Raw genomic sequence first — 17354 nt, forward strand, 5'->3', positions numbered from 1 at the left:
CTTGACTATAAGTATGTCAAGCCCGCGCCAGCGGTAATTTTGTCCCGGCGATAGCCCTGTCGTCGAGAACGGCATGGCGGAAGCGATAAAGCTTCGCCGGTCGGCCGCCCGTGTCGAGGGAGGTCTCCCCAGTCTCCTCAACAAGATCCTGCTGCTCGACCAGTCTCCGGAAGTTGGGCTTGTTGATGAGCCTGCCAGCCAGAGCTTCCACGGTTCGCTGCAGTTGCAGCAGCGTGAAGGAAGGCCGCATAAGCTCGAACACGACCGGCCGGTATTTGATCTTCGAACGCAGCCGCGCAATCCCGGTTGCCAGAATACGACGGTGGTCAGCGACCATTGGTTTGCCAGCCGCGGCCGCAATCGCGTCCCTGCCGCCACCGGCCTCTTCAATCAGAGCAGCTTCATAGAGCAACTCGTAGCGTTGGAGCGTGAGTTCCTCGTTCCAATGGCGGTCGTCGAAGCCGAAGGCTATCGCAGCGCGCTGCCGGCGCTCGCGTTGAGTGGTCGGCTCGCTGGCGCCGCCGGCCCACTCAATCAGGCGGGGCCGCAATCTATCGAGCAGCACAGGCGGCGTGCCGAAGCGGTGGTCCTCCCAGGGAAAATATTCGTACCAACTTTGCCAGCCGCACGCGGCCGAGTTCGTTGCCTGTTCCTTCCTGGTCAATGCGAGATAGCTGATTGAGATGACGCGCTGGTGGCGCTCAGTGCCGATGCGATCGCGATCGGCGAAGGTGTAGAGTTGCTCGATGTATCCCAGTGCATGGCCGGTCTGCTGCTCCACCCACCCCCTCAAACCCGACTGCAGCGATCGATGCTCAAGCGCAAAAGGTCCAGAAGGGAGGGTGTCCGCATGACCGACGGTGAGGACACAGGGCTCACTGTCGTTTACGGCGACCACGACGGCAGTCAGGTCCACTTTGGCTTCGTCAGCTTTGACGGCGGCTTTGCCTTTCTTGGTTCTTCTTGTCTGAGGATCCATGTTTGCGAAAGTGGGTTGGCCCAACGGAGCGCCTTAATCGATTGAATGTAACCTTGGCAGCCAGCACGTCAACACCGTACTACTCAAGCACTGTTTTTAGCTCTTCGCAGTCGCACAAAAATATGCCAAACGCGACACCCGCTGTTGGTAACGTAAGGGAAGGGGGCGTCGGTTGAGCGCGGCTGGTGAGATAAAAGGGATTAACCCTCCAGATATTCGATTGCGAAAAGGCCAAACGCCACTTGTATGCTTGACGGCCTACACCACGCCGGTCGCGAGGCTACTCGATCGCCACTGCGACATCGTTCTTGTCGGCGACAGCGTCGGCATGGTGGGCACGGCCTGTCGTCGACGCTGGGCGTCACGCTCGACATGATGATCATGCACGGACAGGCCGTTCGCCGCGGCCTTGAACACGCGCTGATGGTCGTCGACCTGCCCTTCGGTTCCTACGAGGAAAGCCCAGAGCACGCTTTCGGCAACGCTGCGCGCGTGATGGGTGAGACCGGTTGTTCAGCGGTGAAGCTCGAGGGCGGCGAGACCATCGCGGAAACCATCCGCTTCCTTACCGCGCGCGGCGTACCTGTCATGGCCCATGTGGGGCTGACGCCGCAGGCGGTAAACACGTTCGGAGGCTATCGTGTGCAGGGCCGGGGAGCCGATGCAGAGCGGATCAGGCGCGACGCCAGGGCGGTAACCGAGGCGGGCGCCTTCTCCTTGGTGCTCGAAAAGATACCGGAGCAGCTTGCACGGCAGATAACCGCCGATATCGACATACCCACCATCGGCATCGGTGCCTCGCCAGCTTGCGACGGCCAGATTCTGGTGAGCGACGATATGCTCGGGCTCTTCACCTCATTTCGGCCGAAGTTCGTCAAACGCTATGCCGAGCTCGGTGAGCAGGCTGAGGCGGCAATCGCCGCTTACGCCACCGATGTGCGGAACCGGCACTTTCCGGCGGTCGAACATCTCTATGTCAACGCCTTGAAGGCCGGAGACTTCACATGAGCGTGCCGATCGCTCGAACTGTGAGCGAGCTGCGCGCCGTCGTTGCGCAATGGCGTCGCTCGGGTGCCACGATCGGTATTGTGCCGACCATGGGAGCCTTGCACGACGGGCATCTGAGCCTTGTGCGGAAGGCGCTTGAAAGGGCCGAGCGGGTGATCGTGACGCTGTTCGTAAACCCCAAGCAGTTCAACAGCCCCGCCGACCTGATTGCCTATCCTCGGACGGAAAGCGAAGATGCTGCCAAGCTCGCGCCGCTGGGCACGCATCTGCTCTATGTGCCGGACGCAGAGGAAATGTACCCGGCGGGCTTCGCCACGGTCGTTTCAGTGTCCGGCATCAGCGAATGCCTGTGCGGCGCATTCCGGCCCGGCCATTTCAATGGCGTGGCGACGGTCGTGGCCAAGCTCTTCCTGCAGGCCGGCGCTGACTTCGCCTTTTTTGGCGAAAAGGATTTTCAGCAACTTCAGCTTGTCAGGCGCTTGGTCCGGGACCTCGACATTCCGATCACTATTGTGCCCTGTCCGACAGTCCGCGAAGCCGATGGTCTTGCGCTATCGTCGCGTAACGTGCGGCTCTCCCCAGCCCAACGCGCCATTGCCCCAAAACTAGCATCGGTCCTGCTCGATACGGCCGAGCGGCTTGCACGCGGCTCTCCCATCCTGCCTACGCTTGATGAAGCGCGTGCAACAATTCTGGCTGCCGGCTATCGCGAGCTCGAATACCTGGAGCTTCGCGGAGAAACAGACCTGCAATCGTTAGCAAGCCTTGACCGACCGGCACGCTTGCTTGCTGCGGCTTGGCTTGGCGACACGCGGCTCATCGATAACGTCGCAATATCACCCATCGGTAGTTGGTCAGGTGCGCGGAGCTCTCTCCAATCGGAAGCAGCACAGCAATTGCGGTGATGACGGCGGCGCGTCGTACGCCCTGCAGGGACAGGCCATCATTTAGAACCACGTCTCCGCCCGGCTTCCAGCAACCTCCGCGAGGTAGGCAAAGCGCAGATGCATCGCGTATTTGAAACCTTGGTCGAGCAACTCTCTGCAAGCGTCGATGCCGTCGATCTCCATGAGGCAATGGCGTCCGCCGCAGCCGGGTTCGACTTTCCGTTCTTCGCTTATTTCACCTACCCATCCGCTTCCGGCGACACGCCGCGATTGATCTCGAATTATCCATCATCATGGACATCACATTACCTGCAACTGCGCTACCACAGCGTGGATCCCGTGATCCTGCGGGGACTGCGAGGCTGGGATACCTTCGACTGGGGTGTGGACCGCGATCACCGTTATTTGCCGACCTCGCAGCAGGAAGTCCTGGAAAAAGCAGCTGAGTTCGGCATTCGCGGCGGACTGACCATGTCGATGCATGATCATCGCGGCCGGTTCGCCGCACTGACCTTCGCCTCCAACGAGGCGCATCCGCCACTTTTGAGGTCGCTGACGCGCTACGAAAAAGCAATGCAGTTGGTTGCGATCAACGTTCATATCCATGCCCGGCGCAGGCTCGCCGAAGATTGCGTGGTAGATGGCATAACGCTCACCCCGCGGGAGTTCGAGTGCCTGAAATGGGCGGCGTGCGGCAAGTCGGCCTGGGATATCAGCCAGATTCTCGGTGTCTCGAAACGCACCGTGACCTTCCATCAGGAAAACGCCAAGGCGAAGCTTGGCGTGCGAACCATCAACCAGGCCATAGTGCGGATGGCTGCTCGGGCGAGATCCTGATCCTCTCCAAGGCTAGCTGTAAAGGTCTACAGGCTGCATTCATGACGGCTTTGCCCTTCGATTGCGTGGACACATCCCGCACGGAGACGACAATGATGCAGCTGATAACACCCGACTGCTACGCCGAGTTCGCGAGCGAACTCAGGGAAATGCACGGGCTTAGGTATCGGGTTTTCAAGAAGCGGCTCGATTGGGAAGTGCAGACCGAAGGCGAAATGGAAACGGACCCGTTTGACAGCCTGAACCCCGTCTACCTACTTCTCAAGGGGTCCGATTGGCGAACTTGCGGCTGCGTCCGCCTTTTGCCGACCACCGGACCGACTATGTTGCGCGATACGTTTCCGGCGCTGCTGGATGAGATGGTGGTCCCTGCGAGTGCCGATATCTGGGAGAGTAGTCGTTTCGCGCTCGATCTCCCTGCGACAGCGCCGAAGGCTGCTGGCGGCCTGGCACAAGCAACCTACGAGCTCTTCGCGGGCATCATCGAATTCGGCTTGGCCAACAATCTCTCCGGGATCGTAACGGTGACAGATACGCGCATCGAAAGGATCCTTCGTCTCGCGACCTGGCCGTTGTCACGTATCGGACAGCCCCAGCAGGTCGGCAACACCGAGGCAGTCGCCGGCTTCCTCGAGATTTCCTACGCCAGTCTCTTGCGCATCCGCTGGAGGGGACGCCTGAACGGGCCGGTGTTGTGGCAACCAGTTCTCGTCCAATCGGCATAGCGCCTGCGGATGGTCAGCCGTGACCTGGGTTAAGTCTGCTCACGGCCGCCACCGCCCGCCGTCAAGCTGAGCGGACCCGGCCCCACGAGCATTCGACTGTTCCGGTCGATCGACTCGCGCGGCCGGACTTCGGATTTCCGTAGGCGCAACCCGCAGTCCAGCGTGAGCACGCCAAAGTGGCGCCCGTCCGCTTGGAAAGAAGCCAATGTGGCTTCTGAGATCGCCTTGGAATATTGGACCGGCCGCCGTGAGCGATCCCAACCTCAAACCTTTGCCGGTATGCCGGTTTGGCCGGACCGTCGGCCAGTCGGAGCAGTCCCCCGATAAGGACCCGAGCTGACGCGCGATCCAACAGCGCCCAAGCCTATGCTATGTGCATTACCGTTCGGTTGGCCATATCGTCCAAGACCGCATGAAGAAGCCTTCCAACCTCCTGCGCAGCGAACTCTGGCGCAATTCCTACATCGGACAATTGAATGAGCATTTTCTTGGCAGCACAGCGCCAGAACGCACTCGCCGCCTCGCCGTTCTTGGTCTCGAGGGCCTGGGCGATACTTTCGACCAATGTGCGTCGCCGATGCAGCGGAAATACGCAAATGTTTGAGTCATGCATCAATCACCTCACAGTTTCAGTTCCACAAAGAAAACACCGGCGTCTTCAAAAGCGCCGCTTAGCGCGGTGACGGTTCGCGGCGACATGACGAGTTCCACTTCCCCTCGACAAGCCATTGGGCGATGAGCCGCCGGACCGCACATCCGGACCGCACATAAGGTGAACCACCATTGCTGATCCGGCTGCGTTTCCTGTGCCGTTCCGCGACGAGGCGTTCCAGCCCGAATTGACGTCCAATGACTTGATTTCTGAAAGGGCAGGGCGGCACGAATCACCCGACTGTTCCGCCGCTTACATTCCTGCGAGCTTGTGTATGAATGATTAAAGCGTGCCCGAGCCGTTCTTGGTGGCCGCAGAAGGGAATCATGTCATCCGCGCCTATCGTAAGGCCGCGCGACTTCTAGCATGGCTGCACTGCCCCGACAGGGCTTTGCAATCGCGCGTTTCGAAGCCTATGCTTGGCATCGGCCGTCAGTTACTTCGGATGCAGCCGACAGTAAGAGGTACGCGCTCTTGCCCGCATGAGAGAGAGCCTTGCCCGAATCCCTTTTTCGCAACCGGGTGCTGAAATCCCTTTCGCCGGAGGACTTCGCGCTGTTGCGACCATCGCTGCATCGCGTCGAACTGGACATCAAGGCTCAGTTGGAGATCGCGCATCAGCCGATCAGGAATGGATATTTTCCCGAGAGGGGCATCGCCTCGGTGGTCGCCACCATGACCGGCGGACGGCAATGTGAAGTCGGCATTATCGGATATGACGGGATGACAGGAATTGCCCTCATTCTCGGACAGGACAGCTCTTCCAACGAGACCTATATCCAGGTCGCAGGCAATGGCTGGCGCCTGCCGGTTGAAATCATTCGTCCTGCGGTTGCGGAAAGCCCGTCGCTGCGCACGTCAGTGCTGGACTATGCCCACGCGTTCCTTGTCCAGTCGTCCCGGACGGCACTGGTCAATGGCCACTCCAAAATCGAGGAACGGCTGGCCCGCTGGTTGCTGATGATCCATGACCGCTCTGACGGAGACAAGATCTACCTGACGCATGAATTTCTGGCGACCATGCTCGGCGCCCGCCGTCCCGGGGTCACCACGGCCCTGCAAATGCTTGAATATCGAGGACTTGTCCGTGCCAAGCGCGGCGAGGTCACGATTATCGACCGCGTCGGATTGATGGAACTCACGCATGGCGCTTACGGCGAGGAGGAGCAACGTTATTTCGGCCTGGCCACCGCTGCCTGATTGTCCGGTATCGGACATAGGCTTGAAGGCTGCCGAACTCCCGTCCTAGATCGTGTCAGTCAGAGTTTCAGGGAGGCGGGTGAAAAAGCCGCCGAAGCCTATGTTCTGTCCAGAGGCAAGGCCCGGTTCCTCTCCACCGCCCAGGCGATCCGCGCCATTCGAACGCTTATGCCGGCGTGCAAAGCGACCGATCGCGAGTTGAGGAATTGGTGGCGGCGACGTCCATCGTTCACGGTGTGCCCGTCGCCTTCGACGCAAAAACAGCCGAGGGAGTAGAACCACGGCTGCATTCCTAGGAGGGCATGCCGCGCCGTCCAGACTGTCAGATCGGGCATTCGTCAGATGGTTGTCCGCTAACTTAACTGGCAGAGTCTACAGGACGTGTCCAGCATTGCGAACTCACCGATCGCTTGGCGGCCAAAGCTGCCGGCAAGCGATCGCCTCATCCAGCCGTCTGCACCATCTCATCACAGACATCATCGGTGATGCTACCTGCCCAGCATATGTCCAGCATTTCGCAGGGCGGCCAGAAGGAGCCTCGCATAGCCTGTGACATCGATCTGGGCCTGCATGGACAGGGGCATGCTGGTCCAGTTCTCCAATGGTGCAATGAAAGGTGAGAAGGTGCCATTGACAAGGCAACAGCAGCTAACAAGGCCCTCTCGGTCCAATGCCACCACACCGATCTTGTCGCCTGGATATCCAATGGCTGCGACTCGCTGGACCTCCAGGTCACCGTCAACCCGCACGTCGAAAAGAAGGCTACCACGGCTCCTCGTGGCTATCTCAGCCGCCTTCTCATCAAAGCTTGAAGAGAGCAAGCGGACGCTTTCCACCGCCATCTGGAAAATCACCAAATCCAGTTCATTCACGGCCATATGGGCAATTGCGCGCAATGGGTGGTGATTGCAATGACACACACTGCTTGTTCACAGATGTCGGTCACGAACGATCATTCGTCGGGTTCCGGTTCCGACCAACGGTGTGGCCACCTGATCGTGCTGCGGTTCGAACATTCCTAACGCGAGCCGAGCGCTGTTGATGAGGATGGAGTCTAGGTCTCGGGCCCTGCCTCGCGGCTTGCTCATCCTTGGCAGACCCCTTGCAACGCCGCCGCGATGGCGCAAACGCCAGATGACGCTGATCCATCGCTTAATCGTGAACTGAGCTTCTGAACACCCTTGGTGGGACAGCAGGGTGGAAGGGCTTGACCAACGCTGCCGCCGTTTTCGAAGAGGGCCCGTCCTCGATTGAATCTTTGGAGCCCCGTGCGGCGCGCAGGAAAATGTTGACCATCTGGACGCAGGTCCCAGACCCCAAGGCAAACAGGGAACCTTCCAGCCAGCCAAGCTGCGCCGAAGCAAAGAGCGACCTTTGGAATTCCCAAGAACGGACCCTTCCATAGTTGACTGGCAACCGCAGCGCGAGTGCGGGAGAGCGAACAAGCACTGCGTGAGAGGTCCTGCGCGTTTTCCCCTCTTTGCTATTTGGCACATCGCTTGCGCCGAAGTGGGCGCAGCGTTCGACCGGAGCACTGCATGGGAGAAGGAGGAGCCCCACCCCGATCCGGTCAAGGAGAGAAACGGTGTTGGTTCCACAAGTCCCCATAGCGATCGCAGCGCCCCGCAAGCGCCATTTTGCCCGGGCCTACGTGCAGATGCTTGCCGCCATAATCCTGGGTGCTGCAATCGGCTATTTCCATTTGGAGACCGGCCAGAGCCTGAAGCCGCTCGGCGATGCCTTCGTCGATGTCGTCAAGATAATCACCGTACCTGTCATCTTCCTGACAATTGCGACCGGCATTGCCGGCATGAGCGATCTGCAGAAGGTCGGCCGAGTTGCCGCCAAGGCGATGGTTTATTTCCTCACCTTCTCGACGCTTGCACTCGTTGTCGGACTGATTGTCGCGAATATCGTTCAGCCTGGCGCCGGCCTCAACATCGATCCGGCCTCGCTCGATGTCCAAGCCGTTAAGGGCTATGTGGCCACGGCTCACGAGCAGTCCGTGACCAGCTTCCTGATGAACATCATCCCGTCAACCATTGCCAGTGCCTTCGCGGAAGGCGACATCCTGCAAGTCTTGTTCTTCTCGGTCCTGTTCGGCGCGGTCTGCCGCTACAACGGCCGCTCGATCTTCTCTCTCGTCCGATACATCAAGGACGAGCTGCTGCTCGCAACGTCCTCCTCGGAGGCCGCGCTGCCCTCGCTCATGGAGAAGATGGAAAAGGCCGGCGCCACGCATTCGGTCGTGGGTCTCATTCCATTCAATCTGGACGGCACGAATATGATGCTCGCCGCCCTCTTCATCGCCCAGACGACGAAAACTGATCTGCCGATCGGCTGCCGGATCCTCATGCTGTTCGTCGCATTGTTCCCTTCGAACGGAACAACCCGCATTACCGGTGCAGGCCTCGTCACAATGGCTGCAACGCTCTTTCTTGTTCCGGCCGCACCGGTCACCTCCGTGGGTCTTATTCTTGGCGTCGATCAGCTTATGTCCGAATGCCACGCGCTGACGATATTTCTCCGCAGCGTAGCGGCAACGCTGGCTGTCGCCCGGTCTGGGGCGAGCGGGATAAACGACGATTCGGGGAGCGCCTCACTAGCGGACCGTTCAGCGCTCTGGCGGTGGACGGTCAAGTCGCCCGGCGTGGTGAACGCAGTTCCCCGCGCGAACGACGCTCAGCTATTGGGGTGGGCCCGATGGCGCAAAGCCGTATTTGAGAAACCGCCAGATCGCACCCGCACCTGTGCGCCTGTAGCAACTGCGGGGCACGATCAAAAGCGACCCATTTTACACCGAAAAGGCGGGCCGTTGCTGCCACGCCGTCCATGGATTGGAGCCTCATGTCTAAGACAACGGCCACCACTCTCGCGGTTCTCCTTTTTCTCCTCGCCGTGCTGCTTTCCGTGCTGGCGAGCCATAATAGCGCGCACCCGCCGCGGGAAAGGCCGCCCCCGCCCATGCAGTCGTGCCAATGGACAGTCAAAAGTGGAGCGGCGCACTCGTCAACGACCCCGCTTCGCCAAATCGCCGGCAACCCGGAAGGTCCGGGGACCCTTCAGCGCTCTGCCGGGCGGACGGTCAGTCGCCCGGCGTGGTGAATGGCGGTCGCGGTTGCCCGGCCCGCGCGAACGACGCTCAGCTGGGTGGGGTGGGCCCGATGGCGCAAGGCCATCTTTCCAGAAACCGCCAGAGCGCACCGGCATCTATAGCTGTGCGCCCTCGCGACTGCGCCCTGTGGCAAGTGCGGGGCTCGATCAAAAGCATTTTACACCAAAAGGCGGGCCGTTGCTGCCACGCCGTCCATGGATTGGAGACTCATGTCTAAGCCGACTGCCATCACTGTCGCAGCTCTTCTTTTACTCCTCGCCGTGCTGGCGAGCCAATATAGCGCGAACCTGCACCGGCAGGCGTGGTCGATCGACAGGCAAAAGTGGAGCGGCGCATTCGACAACGACCCCCTTCGCCAATCGCCGGCAACCCGCAAGGCGATGCCGTTCTGGTCATATTCAATGACTACCACAACTGTCCGCATTGCAGACTGGCAGATCTCAACTACCAAAAAGCCTTCAAGAATGATCCCAATCTGAAGCTTGTGATCAGACGGTTCCCGGTCCTGGGACCGGATTCCCAATCGCACTCGCCTCGAGAAAACAGGGAAAGTTCGACGAATTCCACCGCGCCCTTATGACTTCCCCCAGTTGGATCATTGAAAGGATCACTCTCAAGATCGCAGCGCGTGTGGGCCTTGACGTGGAGCAGCTCAAGCGGGAATGCAAGATCCGGCCATCGCAGATGAACTTGCGCGCGTCCGCGCACTCGCGAAAGGTCTGCACATCGACCGTACGCCCGCGTTGGTGGTCGGCGATATAGTGATCGCCCACCTGGTCGACATGGCCAGCTTGCAACGCTTGCTCGCCGATGCGCGCTCAAAGCGTGCAGGCTCTCGTGCGGGGCAGCATCTGTAGATCGGCCACGCTGTTGTTGCCGGAGCGTGCCGTTTGTGGCAGCTGGCTTTGCTGTTGCTCCTCGGCATCTTGTTGCGGTCATCCAGCTGCCGTGGGCGCCAACAACAATCCTGAGCGCCCGCGCCTGAAGGCGCTGGCCGGGTGCTCGTGAACCGAGCCCGCTTATCTTCGCCAGGCTCAGGCGGTCTTGGCCCTGCGGCTTCGCCCCCTGGCGCGGGGCAGCCTTCGGCTGCTGACGGTCGCCGGCCTGTCGGCCGGCGTCGTTTTTATCGTGGCCTTCCCCGGTGGCGCAGGGCGGGCAGCACTCCCTTCTAGGCCCGCCGCGGCGTCCCGCAACCCTTCGCTTTCGCTTCGGGTCCTCCACTCCGTTCCGGTCCTGCGGATGCAGTCCGCCTCCGACGTCGGGCCTTTCCGGTCGCTTTCGCCGCCCACCCCGCTTCCGGGGAGGGCGCGATTGAAGAGCGGAGGACATCACGATGCGTGCAAACAACAAACGTTGCGGCAGCCGACAGGCTGGCGCAGAGAGTGGCGGGCGCACCGGCGCCAGCCTTTATCAGGAAATCACCGACCGCATCATTGCCGAACTGGAGCGCGGCACCGTGCCATGGGTCAAGCCGTGGGGCAGGACAAGGACAGGCCTCGGCCTGCCGCGGAATGCGGCCACCCAGCGCCGATATTCCGGCATCAATATCCTGATCCTGTGGGGCGGGGTCATCGATCGCGGTTTCCCCAGCCAGAACTGGCTCACCTTCCGGCAGGCGCTTTCCCTAGGTGGCAATGTCAGGAAGGGTGAGCACGGCACCACCATCGTTCACGCTGACCGCTTTGTTCCCAAGAACGAAAAGCAACGCGCCGACACCGATGGCGACGAACCGCAGGCGGTGCCCTTCCTGAAGCGCTTTACCGTCTTCAATGTCGCGCAGTGCGATAATCTGCCCGAACATCTTTATGCCGCCGGCGAGCCTCTGCCTGAGCGCGAGATGGTCCCGCAGGCCGAGGCGCTCATTCATGCAACCGGCGCTGATTTTCGCATCGGCGGCGAGCGCGCCTTCTACATGCCCGGCAGCGACACCATACAGGTGCCGCCGCAGCCGGCTTTCTTCCACCAGATCGACTATTACCGGACCTGCTTTCACGAGCTTGGCCACTGGACCGGCCACCCGACGCGACTCGCGCGCGACCTGTCCGGCTCCTTCGGGTCCAACACCTATGCGCGCGAGGAACTGGTCGCCGAAATCGCATCAGCCTTCATCTGCAGCAGTCTCGGCATCGAGCCGACCGTGCGCCATGCCGACTACATCGGCTCATGGCTGACGGTTTTGCGCGAGGACAACCGCGCCATCTTCCGCGCCGCAAGCCATGCCTCGAAAGCCGCCGATTTCCTGCTTGGCCGCAATGCCGATGTCGAAGGCGAGGCACATGCCGAAACCGCCTATGGAAGCGCGCAATCATCACACGCGGCCGCCTTGCGCCTCTGATGACGCAAAAGCCGCGCAACCAACTCGACAGTTCTTTTGAGGTTGCGCTAACATGGCCGGCGTTGGCGCCGATCGTTTATCGGATCGAGGTTCGCAAAAAAAGGGCGGCATTGCTGCCGCCCCTCGTTGCGAAAGCTGCCAGAGCTGGATTAGAAATCCATACCGCCCATGCCGCCCATGCCGCCCATGCCGCCGCCACCCATGCCGCCAGGCATGCCGCCGCCGCCAGCCGACTCCTTCTTCGGAGCCTCCGCGATCATGGCTTCGGTGGTGACCAGCAGGCCGGCCACCGAGGCCGCGTCCTGGAGAGCGGTGCGGACAACCTTGACCGGATCGACGATGCCCATGGCGATCATGTCGCCATATTCGCCGGTCTGGGCGTTGTAGCCGAAGGTCGCGCCCTTGTTCTCAAGGATCTTGCCGGCAACGATCGATGCTTCCGCACCGGCGTTGGCCGCGATCTGGCGGGCCGGAGCCTGCAGCGCACGACGAACGATGTTGATGCCGGCGGCCTGGTCGGCATTGACGCCGGTGGCCTTGATGTTGGCCGAAGCGCGCAGCAGCGCGACGCCACCACCAGCAACGATGCCTTCTTCGACGGCCGCGCGGGTCGCGTTGAGGGCGTCATCGACGCGGTCCTTCTTTTCCTTGACTTCGACTTCCGTCGCACCGCCGACGCGGATCACCGCAACGCCGCCGGCGAGCTTGGCCAGACGTTCCTGCAGCTTCTCCTTGTCGTAGTCCGAAGTGGTCTCTTCGATCTGCTGCTTGATCTGGGCAACGCGGCCCTGGATCTCGGCCTTCTTGCCGGCGCCGTCGACGATGGTGGTGTTCTCCTTGGAGATCGACACCTTCTTGGCGCGGCCGAGCATGTTGAGGCCGACATTCTCGAGCTTGATGCCGAGGTCTTCCGAGATGACCTGGCCACCGGTGAGGATGGCGATGTCTTCCAGCATGGCCTTGCGGCGATCACCGAAGCCCGGCGCCTTGACGGCGGCGATCTTCAGGCCGCCACGCAGCTTGTTGACGACCAGCGTGGCCAGAGCCTCGCCTTCGACGTCTTCCGAGATGATGAGCAGCGGCTTCGAGGTCTGCACGACGGCTTCGAGAACCGGCAGCATGGCCTGGAGGTTGGACAGCTTCTTCTCGTGCAGGAGGATGTAGACGTCCTCGAGCTCGGCAACCATCTTGTCGGCGTTGGTGACGAAGTAGGGCGAGAGGTAGCCGCGGTCGAACTGCATGCCTTCGACGACTTCGAGTTCGGTCTCGGCGGTCTTGGCTTCCTCAACCGTGATGACGCCTTCGTTGCCGACCTTCTGCATTGCTTCGGCGATCATCTTGCCGACCGAAGCATCGCCGTTGCCGGCGATGGTGCCGACCTGGGCAACCTCTTCGGAGGTCTTGATCTTCTTGGCGTTCTTGATCAGCGTCGCAACGACGTCGGTTACCGCGAGGTCGATGCCGCGCTTCAGGTCCATCGGGTTCATGCCGGCGGCAACCGCCTTGTGGCCTTCCTGGACGATCGACTGCGCCAGAACGGTCGCGGTCGTGGTGCCGTCGCCGGCGATGTCGTTGGTCTTCGAAGCAACTTCGCGGACCATCTGCGCGCCCATGTTCTCGAACTTGTCCTCAAGCTCGATTTCCTTGGCGACGGTGACGCCGTCCTTGGTGATGCGCGGGGCGCCGAACGACTTGTCGATGACGACGTTGCGGCCCTTGGGGCCGAGCGTGACCTTCACCGCGTCGGCGAGGATGTTGACGCCGCGCAGCATGCGCTCGCGGGCATCACGGGAGAATTTTACGTCTTTGGCAGCCATTTTTAGCTCCTGGCAGGGGCTTCAATCGAGCCCGGGAATTCAGTTGACGAAAGGGCCTGATATGAGCCGATGATGCCCATGATGTCGGATTCCTTCATGATCAGAAGGTCTTCGCCATTGAGCTTGACTTCGGTGCCCGACCACTTGCCGAACAGGATGCGATCGCCGGCCTTGACGTCCAGTGGGACGAGCTTGCCGGCTTCGTCACGGGCGCCGGAACCAACGGCGATGATCTCGCCTTCCTGCGGCTTTTCCTTTGCCGTATCCGGGATGATGATCCCGCCAGCGGTCTTGGATTCGGATTCGACCCGGCGAACGACCACGCGGTCATGCAGCGGGCGGAACTTCGACTTTGCCATTTTCGGATTTTTCCCTGGTGCGGATGTTGAGGGGTTTTTGTTAGCACTCGCGATGGACGAGTGCTAACGCGATAGTGAGGTAGGCTGTAAGCGGGCACTCGTCAAGACGGACGAGGGCAGGCGAGGAGCTCTGGCCCCCTCCCCGGTGGAACCCAACGCATACGCGCATCCGCGTTGATGGCTGCGAGCCCCACATTTCCATTGAATTCGGCGTCATGACGCCAACTTGCGCGCGCCGCTTCCAAGTCGTCAGTCGTGCTGCCGTCAGCACGAACATGGGGCTGCGCTTCACTTCCCGTCGAAGCCGCGGCAAGCAGCGTCGCCGTCAGCACGCTCCTTTGCAGATGCTTGCCAAAGGTGGACAGTGAGCGCACCTGCGCCGGGCTGTTGGTGCGAACGTAAGACGTCATTGACAACTCCTTTTTGCAAGTCGAGCCCTTCTCCACCTTCGGCCGCCGTCGACGCGAAGAAGTCCGCATCGCGTTGATGACGAGCTGCGAAAAAGAGAAAGATGTGTTTGATGGCTGCGGCCCCAACGGTGCCTTCAGATTTGAGATCACTTCCGCCGCGAGCGGCTGAAGCTCCTCGCAACGTCACAATCGAATCTGCTGCCAAGCCTCCAGGAAAGGAGAGCATTGCTCATCTCGCGCTTGTGCATGCAGTCAACCTTCGATCCGTGTTGCCACATCTCAAGTGCAAATGCCGTGCCAAAGCTCACTGGGTAGTGAACGCATGGCTCTCCCTGAAAACCTCACAAATCCAGCATGGTCAATTGTGCGGAACCCGACATGCGTCTTCTGCCACTGTCAGCTTTCGGACAGGCATGACGCGTTTCGCGCCGACCACCGGTCGATCGGTTTTGGGGCCGGTCTGTTCGCCTCATAAGAGCGCGTCACGTTGCGTAGCGGTTTCCCGAGCGCCGCCACATGACACTGGACCTGCAGGTAGCACCGGCTTCTCATCCAGCCTTGCTTTGGCCCCTTCGCGTATCAAATTCCCGCTGGCGAGCCCTGCTTTCATAGATCGCACCATGCCGGATGTCTGCTCTGGCGCCCGACCCGCTGGCACGATCTCGATCCGGCATAAGGGCGCAGCATCTTTGCAGGCCGTTTCATCCCGGCGTCCTGCTTGGCTGAAAGACCGCACTTGGCGAGCGGTCTCCATGCTCTCTCCAAGGACCATCCCTGCGGCTGGCTTGTCGACCTATGGGCGGGTCCGGCCGCCCGAAACCCTCGCCATCAGCTTTTTTCCCCGCCGCCTGCGGCGGCTTCCTCGCGCCGCTTCGCTCACAAAAAAGCTGCCCGCTCGGATCCTTCGCTGTCGCTGCGGCCCTGTCGGATTCAGGCGGTCCTGACGCGCCCATTACGGTGCGCCATCGCAGGGGATGGTCCCCGGCGAAACCACAAAAGGAGACTTCGAAATGACCGCGATCGGTTACGTCAACAAGCAGGAAAACGGCGCCTACAAGGGCCAGCTCAAGACGCTCAGCGTCCGCGCCGACATCGATATCGTCCCCAACCAGGCCAAGAGCGCCGACAACCATCCCGACTTCCGGGTGCTTACGCAAGGAGTCGAAGTTGGCGCCGGCTGGATCCGCACCGGCGAGACTTCCGGCAAGGATTATGTGAGCCTGTCGATTGCAGCGCCGGAGTTCGGACCGCGCAAGCTCTACGCCAATCTCGGCCGCGCCGCCGGCCAGGACGATCACGACACCTACGCCATCATCTGGAACCCGGCCGACTGACCGGCCGAGATAGAGCCTCGCGCCGCAGCCCCGGCGCGGGGCTCATTCCCAGGAGTTCCACCCAAACCCCGTCCGCCCTAAAGGGCGGCGAAAACTCTCCCCCGACTCTTCGCCCGTCCCCGAGACGATCTCCCTCGCCCATCCTCGCCCTCGCTTGTCCGAAGCGAAACGAGGATCATCATGGACGACGAAAACGAACGCGCGGCCCGCGCGAAAAAGGGCAGCCCGTTTCTCAGCACAGCCCAAGCCGCCTTCTATATCGGGCTCTCCCAGCGCACGCTCGAAAAGATGCGGCTCAAGGGCGGCGGCCCGAAATTCCGCAAGCACGGCCGCTATGTCCGCTATCACATCGACGAACTCGACCATTGGTCGAAAGGACACCCGCAGCACTCCACCGCCGGCGATGGCAAGGCCGGTTCCGGCCAGGGCGGCACGGGAGGCCGTTCATGAGGCGGCGCCCTTCCATCCATCTGATCGGCAGCCGCCTGAGGCGTGTTCGAGCCCGTAAGACGGTCGCCTTGGCCGCGGCCGGTCTCGGTCTTTTGGGCTTCACGGCGCTGGGAAAGCCCACCCCTTGGCTGGTCTGGAACGCCTCGGCCAGCGCGCCGATCGGCCTTTACCGCATCGCTGCGGGAGCGCTGGCGCGTGGCGATCTCGTGCTCGTGCGCCCGCCTGAATACGCGGCGTATCTCGCCGCCGAGCGCAGCTATCTGCCTCGCAATGTGCCGCTGGCAAAACGTCTTGCAGCGCTGCCGGACGATAATGTCTGCGCCTTCAATGACGCCATCATCATCGGCGGCGACATCGTCGCGCGCCGGCTCAAAATCGACGCCGAAGGCCGACCTTTGCCATGGTGGAACGGCTGCCGAGCGCTCGGGGATAACGAGGTTTTCCTGCTCGGCAGCGACAAAAACCGCTCCTTCGACAGCCGCTATTTCGGGCCTGTTCCCACTCAAAATGTCATCGGGAGGCTCGTACCGCTATGGACCGAGTGACCCTCCTCTTGTTGGGCATGATCGCCATTGCGCCATGCGCCTGTTCCGCCTCGACCGGCGCTGAGCCGGTCGCCATCTCCCAAAGTCCGCAGCTGCGAAAGTGGCAGACGTTGGTATCGGAAGCAAGCCGGCGCTTCCATATTCCCCAAGCCTGGATCTATGCCGTCATGGCTGCCGAAAGCGGCGGCAAGACAATGCGCGGCGGCCGCCCCATCACCTCCCCCGCTGGCGCCATGGGCCTCATGCAGGTGATGCCCGGCACCTATGAGGAGATGCGGGTCGAACACGGCCTTGGGCCTAACCCCCACGATCCGCGCGACAATATCCTGGCCGGCACGGCCTATCTCAGCGCCATGTATGACCGCTTCGGATTTCCTGGCCTGTTTGGCGCCTACAATGCCGGTCCCGAGCGCTACGACGAGCATTTGAAGCGTGGCAAACCGCTGCCAGAAGAGACCGTCGAGTACCTCGACCAACTCAAGGCGGCCGGAGTTTCGGCGGCCGACATCGAGGCGTTCGAAAGCCAATCTGTCGCTCCAAAGGCGCAAATCGCTCCTCTCGGACGGTCGCTGTTCTTCATTCATGACGGTGTTCACTCAGGCGTGCGAAACGGCGATCTCTTCGTGCCGCTCGGCAAGGACGGCGCGCAGCCGAAGGAGCCGGTGCGTTAGCCATGGGCGGACGGGGGCGCGTCTGGCGGG

16 protein-coding genes and 3 pseudogenes are annotated in these 17354 nt (G+C 61.4%); 13 read left to right on the plus strand and 6 right to left on the minus strand.

The annotated features are described in order from the left end of the window. Positions 1–16: 16 nt before the first annotated feature. Positions 17–979 carry a hypothetical protein gene (locus EJ066_RS13940; RefSeq protein WP_091595813.1) on the minus strand — a complete coding sequence of 321 codons (963 nt, stop codon included), beginning with the start codon at positions 977–979 and terminating at the stop codon, positions 17–19. 172 nt (positions 980–1151) lie between these two features. Here EJ066_RS13940 and panB point away from each other — a divergent pair. The 4 genes and pseudogenes from panB to EJ066_RS13960 all read left to right on the plus strand — a co-directional run bounded on the left by panB (position 1152) and on the right by EJ066_RS13960 (position 4436). Continuing rightward, positions 1152–1987, plus strand: a pseudogene (gene panB, locus EJ066_RS13945) (3-methyl-2-oxobutanoate hydroxymethyltransferase). Further along, positions 1984–2892 carry a pantoate--beta-alanine ligase gene (gene panC, locus EJ066_RS13950; protein ID WP_091595811.1) on the plus strand — a complete coding sequence of 303 codons (909 nt, stop codon included), beginning with the start codon at positions 1984–1986 and terminating at the stop codon, positions 2890–2892. The pseudogene panB and the gene panC overlap by 4 nt, the downstream one beginning before the upstream one ends. Positions 2893–2991: 99 nt before the next feature. Continuing rightward, positions 2992–3711, plus strand: a complete 720-nt coding sequence (locus EJ066_RS13955; protein ID WP_029354898.1) for a LuxR family transcriptional regulator — start codon at positions 2992–2994, stop codon at positions 3709–3711. Positions 3712–3803: 92 nt separating this feature from the next. Continuing rightward, on the plus strand, positions 3804–4436 hold the full coding sequence (locus tag EJ066_RS13960; RefSeq protein ID WP_029354900.1) for an acyl-homoserine-lactone synthase: 633 nt from the start codon (positions 3804–3806) through the stop codon (positions 4434–4436). A gap of 364 nt (positions 4437–4800) precedes the next feature. Here EJ066_RS13960 and EJ066_RS31980 read toward each other — a convergent pair whose 3' ends face one another. Further along, positions 4801–5049, minus strand: a complete 249-nt coding sequence (locus tag EJ066_RS31980; RefSeq protein WP_029354901.1) for a DUF6074 family protein — start codon at positions 5047–5049, stop codon at positions 4801–4803. A gap of 534 nt (positions 5050–5583) precedes the next feature. On the opposite strand from EJ066_RS31980, the gene EJ066_RS13970 reads away from it, so the two are divergent. After that, positions 5584–6288: a Crp/Fnr family transcriptional regulator gene (locus EJ066_RS13970; protein WP_029354903.1), complete on the plus strand. Its 705-nt coding sequence runs from the start codon at positions 5584–5586 to the stop codon at positions 6286–6288. Positions 6289–6776: 488 nt separating this feature from the next. Here the strand turns inward: EJ066_RS13970 and EJ066_RS13980 are convergent, their stop codons facing one another. Beyond that, positions 6777–7166, minus strand: a complete 390-nt coding sequence (locus EJ066_RS13980) for a hypothetical protein (protein WP_029354905.1) — start codon at positions 7164–7166, stop codon at positions 6777–6779. Positions 7167–7876: 710 nt separating this feature from the next. Between EJ066_RS13980 and EJ066_RS31985 the strand changes: the two are divergent. From EJ066_RS31985 to EJ066_RS13995, 4 genes and pseudogenes are all read left to right on the plus strand, one after another. Further along, positions 7877–8848, plus strand: a pseudogene (locus EJ066_RS31985) (cation:dicarboxylase symporter family transporter); the annotation flags it as partial. A gap of 877 nt (positions 8849–9725) precedes the next feature. After that, positions 9726–9983 (plus strand): thioredoxin domain-containing protein, encoded by a 258-nt coding sequence (locus EJ066_RS31990; protein WP_236370634.1) that lies wholly within the window; start codon positions 9726–9728, stop codon positions 9981–9983. An 82-nt stretch (positions 9984–10065) separates the two neighbouring features. Then, positions 10066–10260: a hypothetical protein gene (locus tag EJ066_RS31995; protein ID WP_051695369.1), complete on the plus strand. Its 195-nt coding sequence runs from the start codon at positions 10066–10068 to the stop codon at positions 10258–10260. Positions 10261–10736: 476 nt separating this feature from the next. Then, positions 10737–11738, plus strand: coding sequence for a zincin-like metallopeptidase domain-containing protein (locus tag EJ066_RS13995; RefSeq protein WP_126038538.1), 1002 nt, complete (start codon positions 10737–10739; stop codon positions 11736–11738). 149 nt (positions 11739–11887) lie between these two features. Here EJ066_RS13995 and groL read toward each other — a convergent pair whose 3' ends face one another. The 3 genes and pseudogenes from groL to EJ066_RS14010 all read right to left on the minus strand — a co-directional run bounded on the left by groL (position 11888) and on the right by EJ066_RS14010 (position 14550). Continuing rightward, positions 11888–13555, minus strand: a complete 1668-nt coding sequence (gene groL, locus EJ066_RS14000; protein ID WP_091595807.1) for a chaperonin GroEL — start codon at positions 13553–13555, stop codon at positions 11888–11890. Positions 13556–13620: 65 nt separating this feature from the next. Then, positions 13621–13914: pseudogene (gene groES, locus EJ066_RS14005) on the minus strand (co-chaperone GroES); the annotation flags it as partial. Between the two features lie 288 nt (positions 13915–14202). Then, on the minus strand, positions 14203–14550 hold the full coding sequence (locus EJ066_RS14010) for a hypothetical protein (RefSeq protein WP_126038541.1): 348 nt from the start codon (positions 14548–14550) through the stop codon (positions 14203–14205). A gap of 784 nt (positions 14551–15334) precedes the next feature. On the opposite strand from EJ066_RS14010, the gene EJ066_RS14015 reads away from it, so the two are divergent. The 4 genes from EJ066_RS14015 (at position 15335) to EJ066_RS14030 (ending at position 17324) form a co-directional block, all read left to right on the plus strand. After that, positions 15335–15658 (plus strand): DUF736 domain-containing protein, encoded by a 324-nt coding sequence (locus EJ066_RS14015; protein WP_029354915.1) that lies wholly within the window; start codon positions 15335–15337, stop codon positions 15656–15658. Positions 15659–15838: 180 nt separating this feature from the next. Continuing rightward, positions 15839–16108 (plus strand): helix-turn-helix domain-containing protein, encoded by a 270-nt coding sequence (locus EJ066_RS14020; RefSeq protein WP_029354917.1) that lies wholly within the window; start codon positions 15839–15841, stop codon positions 16106–16108. Continuing rightward, entirely contained in the window at positions 16105–16653 is a 549-nt protein-coding gene (locus EJ066_RS14025; RefSeq protein ID WP_029354919.1) for a S26 family signal peptidase, read from the plus strand. Before EJ066_RS14020 ends, EJ066_RS14025 begins: the two co-directional genes overlap by 4 nt. Next, the gene (locus EJ066_RS14030; protein ID WP_024505647.1) at positions 16641–17324 is read left to right on the plus strand and encodes a lytic transglycosylase domain-containing protein; all 684 of its coding nucleotides are present in this window, start codon (positions 16641–16643) and stop codon (positions 17322–17324) included. The genes EJ066_RS14025 and EJ066_RS14030 overlap by 13 nt, the downstream gene beginning before the upstream one ends. Positions 17325–17354: the final 30 nt, after the last annotated feature.

Origin of the sequence: Mesorhizobium sp. M9A.F.Ca.ET.002.03.1.2, assembly GCF_003952365.1 — a bacterium.
Taxonomy (GTDB): Bacteria; Pseudomonadota; Alphaproteobacteria; order Rhizobiales; family Rhizobiaceae; genus Mesorhizobium.

Coding starts and splice junctions, on each gene's coding strand:
- EJ066_RS13940 (WP_091595813.1), bottom strand. CDS start 979: ATGGATCCTCAGACAAGAAGAACCAAGAAAGGCAAAGCCGCCGTCAAA.
- panC (WP_091595811.1), top strand. CDS start 1,984: ATGAGCGTGCCGATCGCTCGAACTGTGAGCGAGCTGCGCGCCGTCGTT.
- EJ066_RS13955 (WP_029354898.1), top strand. CDS start 2,992: ATGCATCGCGTATTTGAAACCTTGGTCGAGCAACTCTCTGCAAGCGTC.
- EJ066_RS13960 (WP_029354900.1), top strand. CDS start 3,804: ATGATGCAGCTGATAACACCCGACTGCTACGCCGAGTTCGCGAGCGAA.
- EJ066_RS31980 (WP_029354901.1), bottom strand. CDS start 5,049: ATGCATGACTCAAACATTTGCGTATTTCCGCTGCATCGGCGACGCACA.
- EJ066_RS13980 (WP_029354905.1), bottom strand. CDS start 7,166: ATGGCCGTGAATGAACTGGATTTGGTGATTTTCCAGATGGCGGTGGAA.
- EJ066_RS31995 (WP_051695369.1), top strand. CDS start 10,066: ATGCAAGATCCGGCCATCGCAGATGAACTTGCGCGCGTCCGCGCACTC.
- EJ066_RS13995 (WP_126038538.1), top strand. CDS start 10,737: ATGCGTGCAAACAACAAACGTTGCGGCAGCCGACAGGCTGGCGCAGAG.
- groL (WP_091595807.1), bottom strand. CDS start 13,555: ATGGCTGCCAAAGACGTAAAATTCTCCCGTGATGCCCGCGAGCGCATG.
- EJ066_RS14010 (WP_126038541.1), bottom strand. CDS start 14,550: ATGCTCTCCTTTCCTGGAGGCTTGGCAGCAGATTCGATTGTGACGTTG.
- EJ066_RS14015 (WP_029354915.1), top strand. CDS start 15,335: ATGACCGCGATCGGTTACGTCAACAAGCAGGAAAACGGCGCCTACAAG.
- EJ066_RS14020 (WP_029354917.1), top strand. CDS start 15,839: ATGGACGACGAAAACGAACGCGCGGCCCGCGCGAAAAAGGGCAGCCCG.
- EJ066_RS14025 (WP_029354919.1), top strand. CDS start 16,105: ATGAGGCGGCGCCCTTCCATCCATCTGATCGGCAGCCGCCTGAGGCGT.
- EJ066_RS14030 (WP_024505647.1), top strand. CDS start 16,641: ATGGACCGAGTGACCCTCCTCTTGTTGGGCATGATCGCCATTGCGCCA.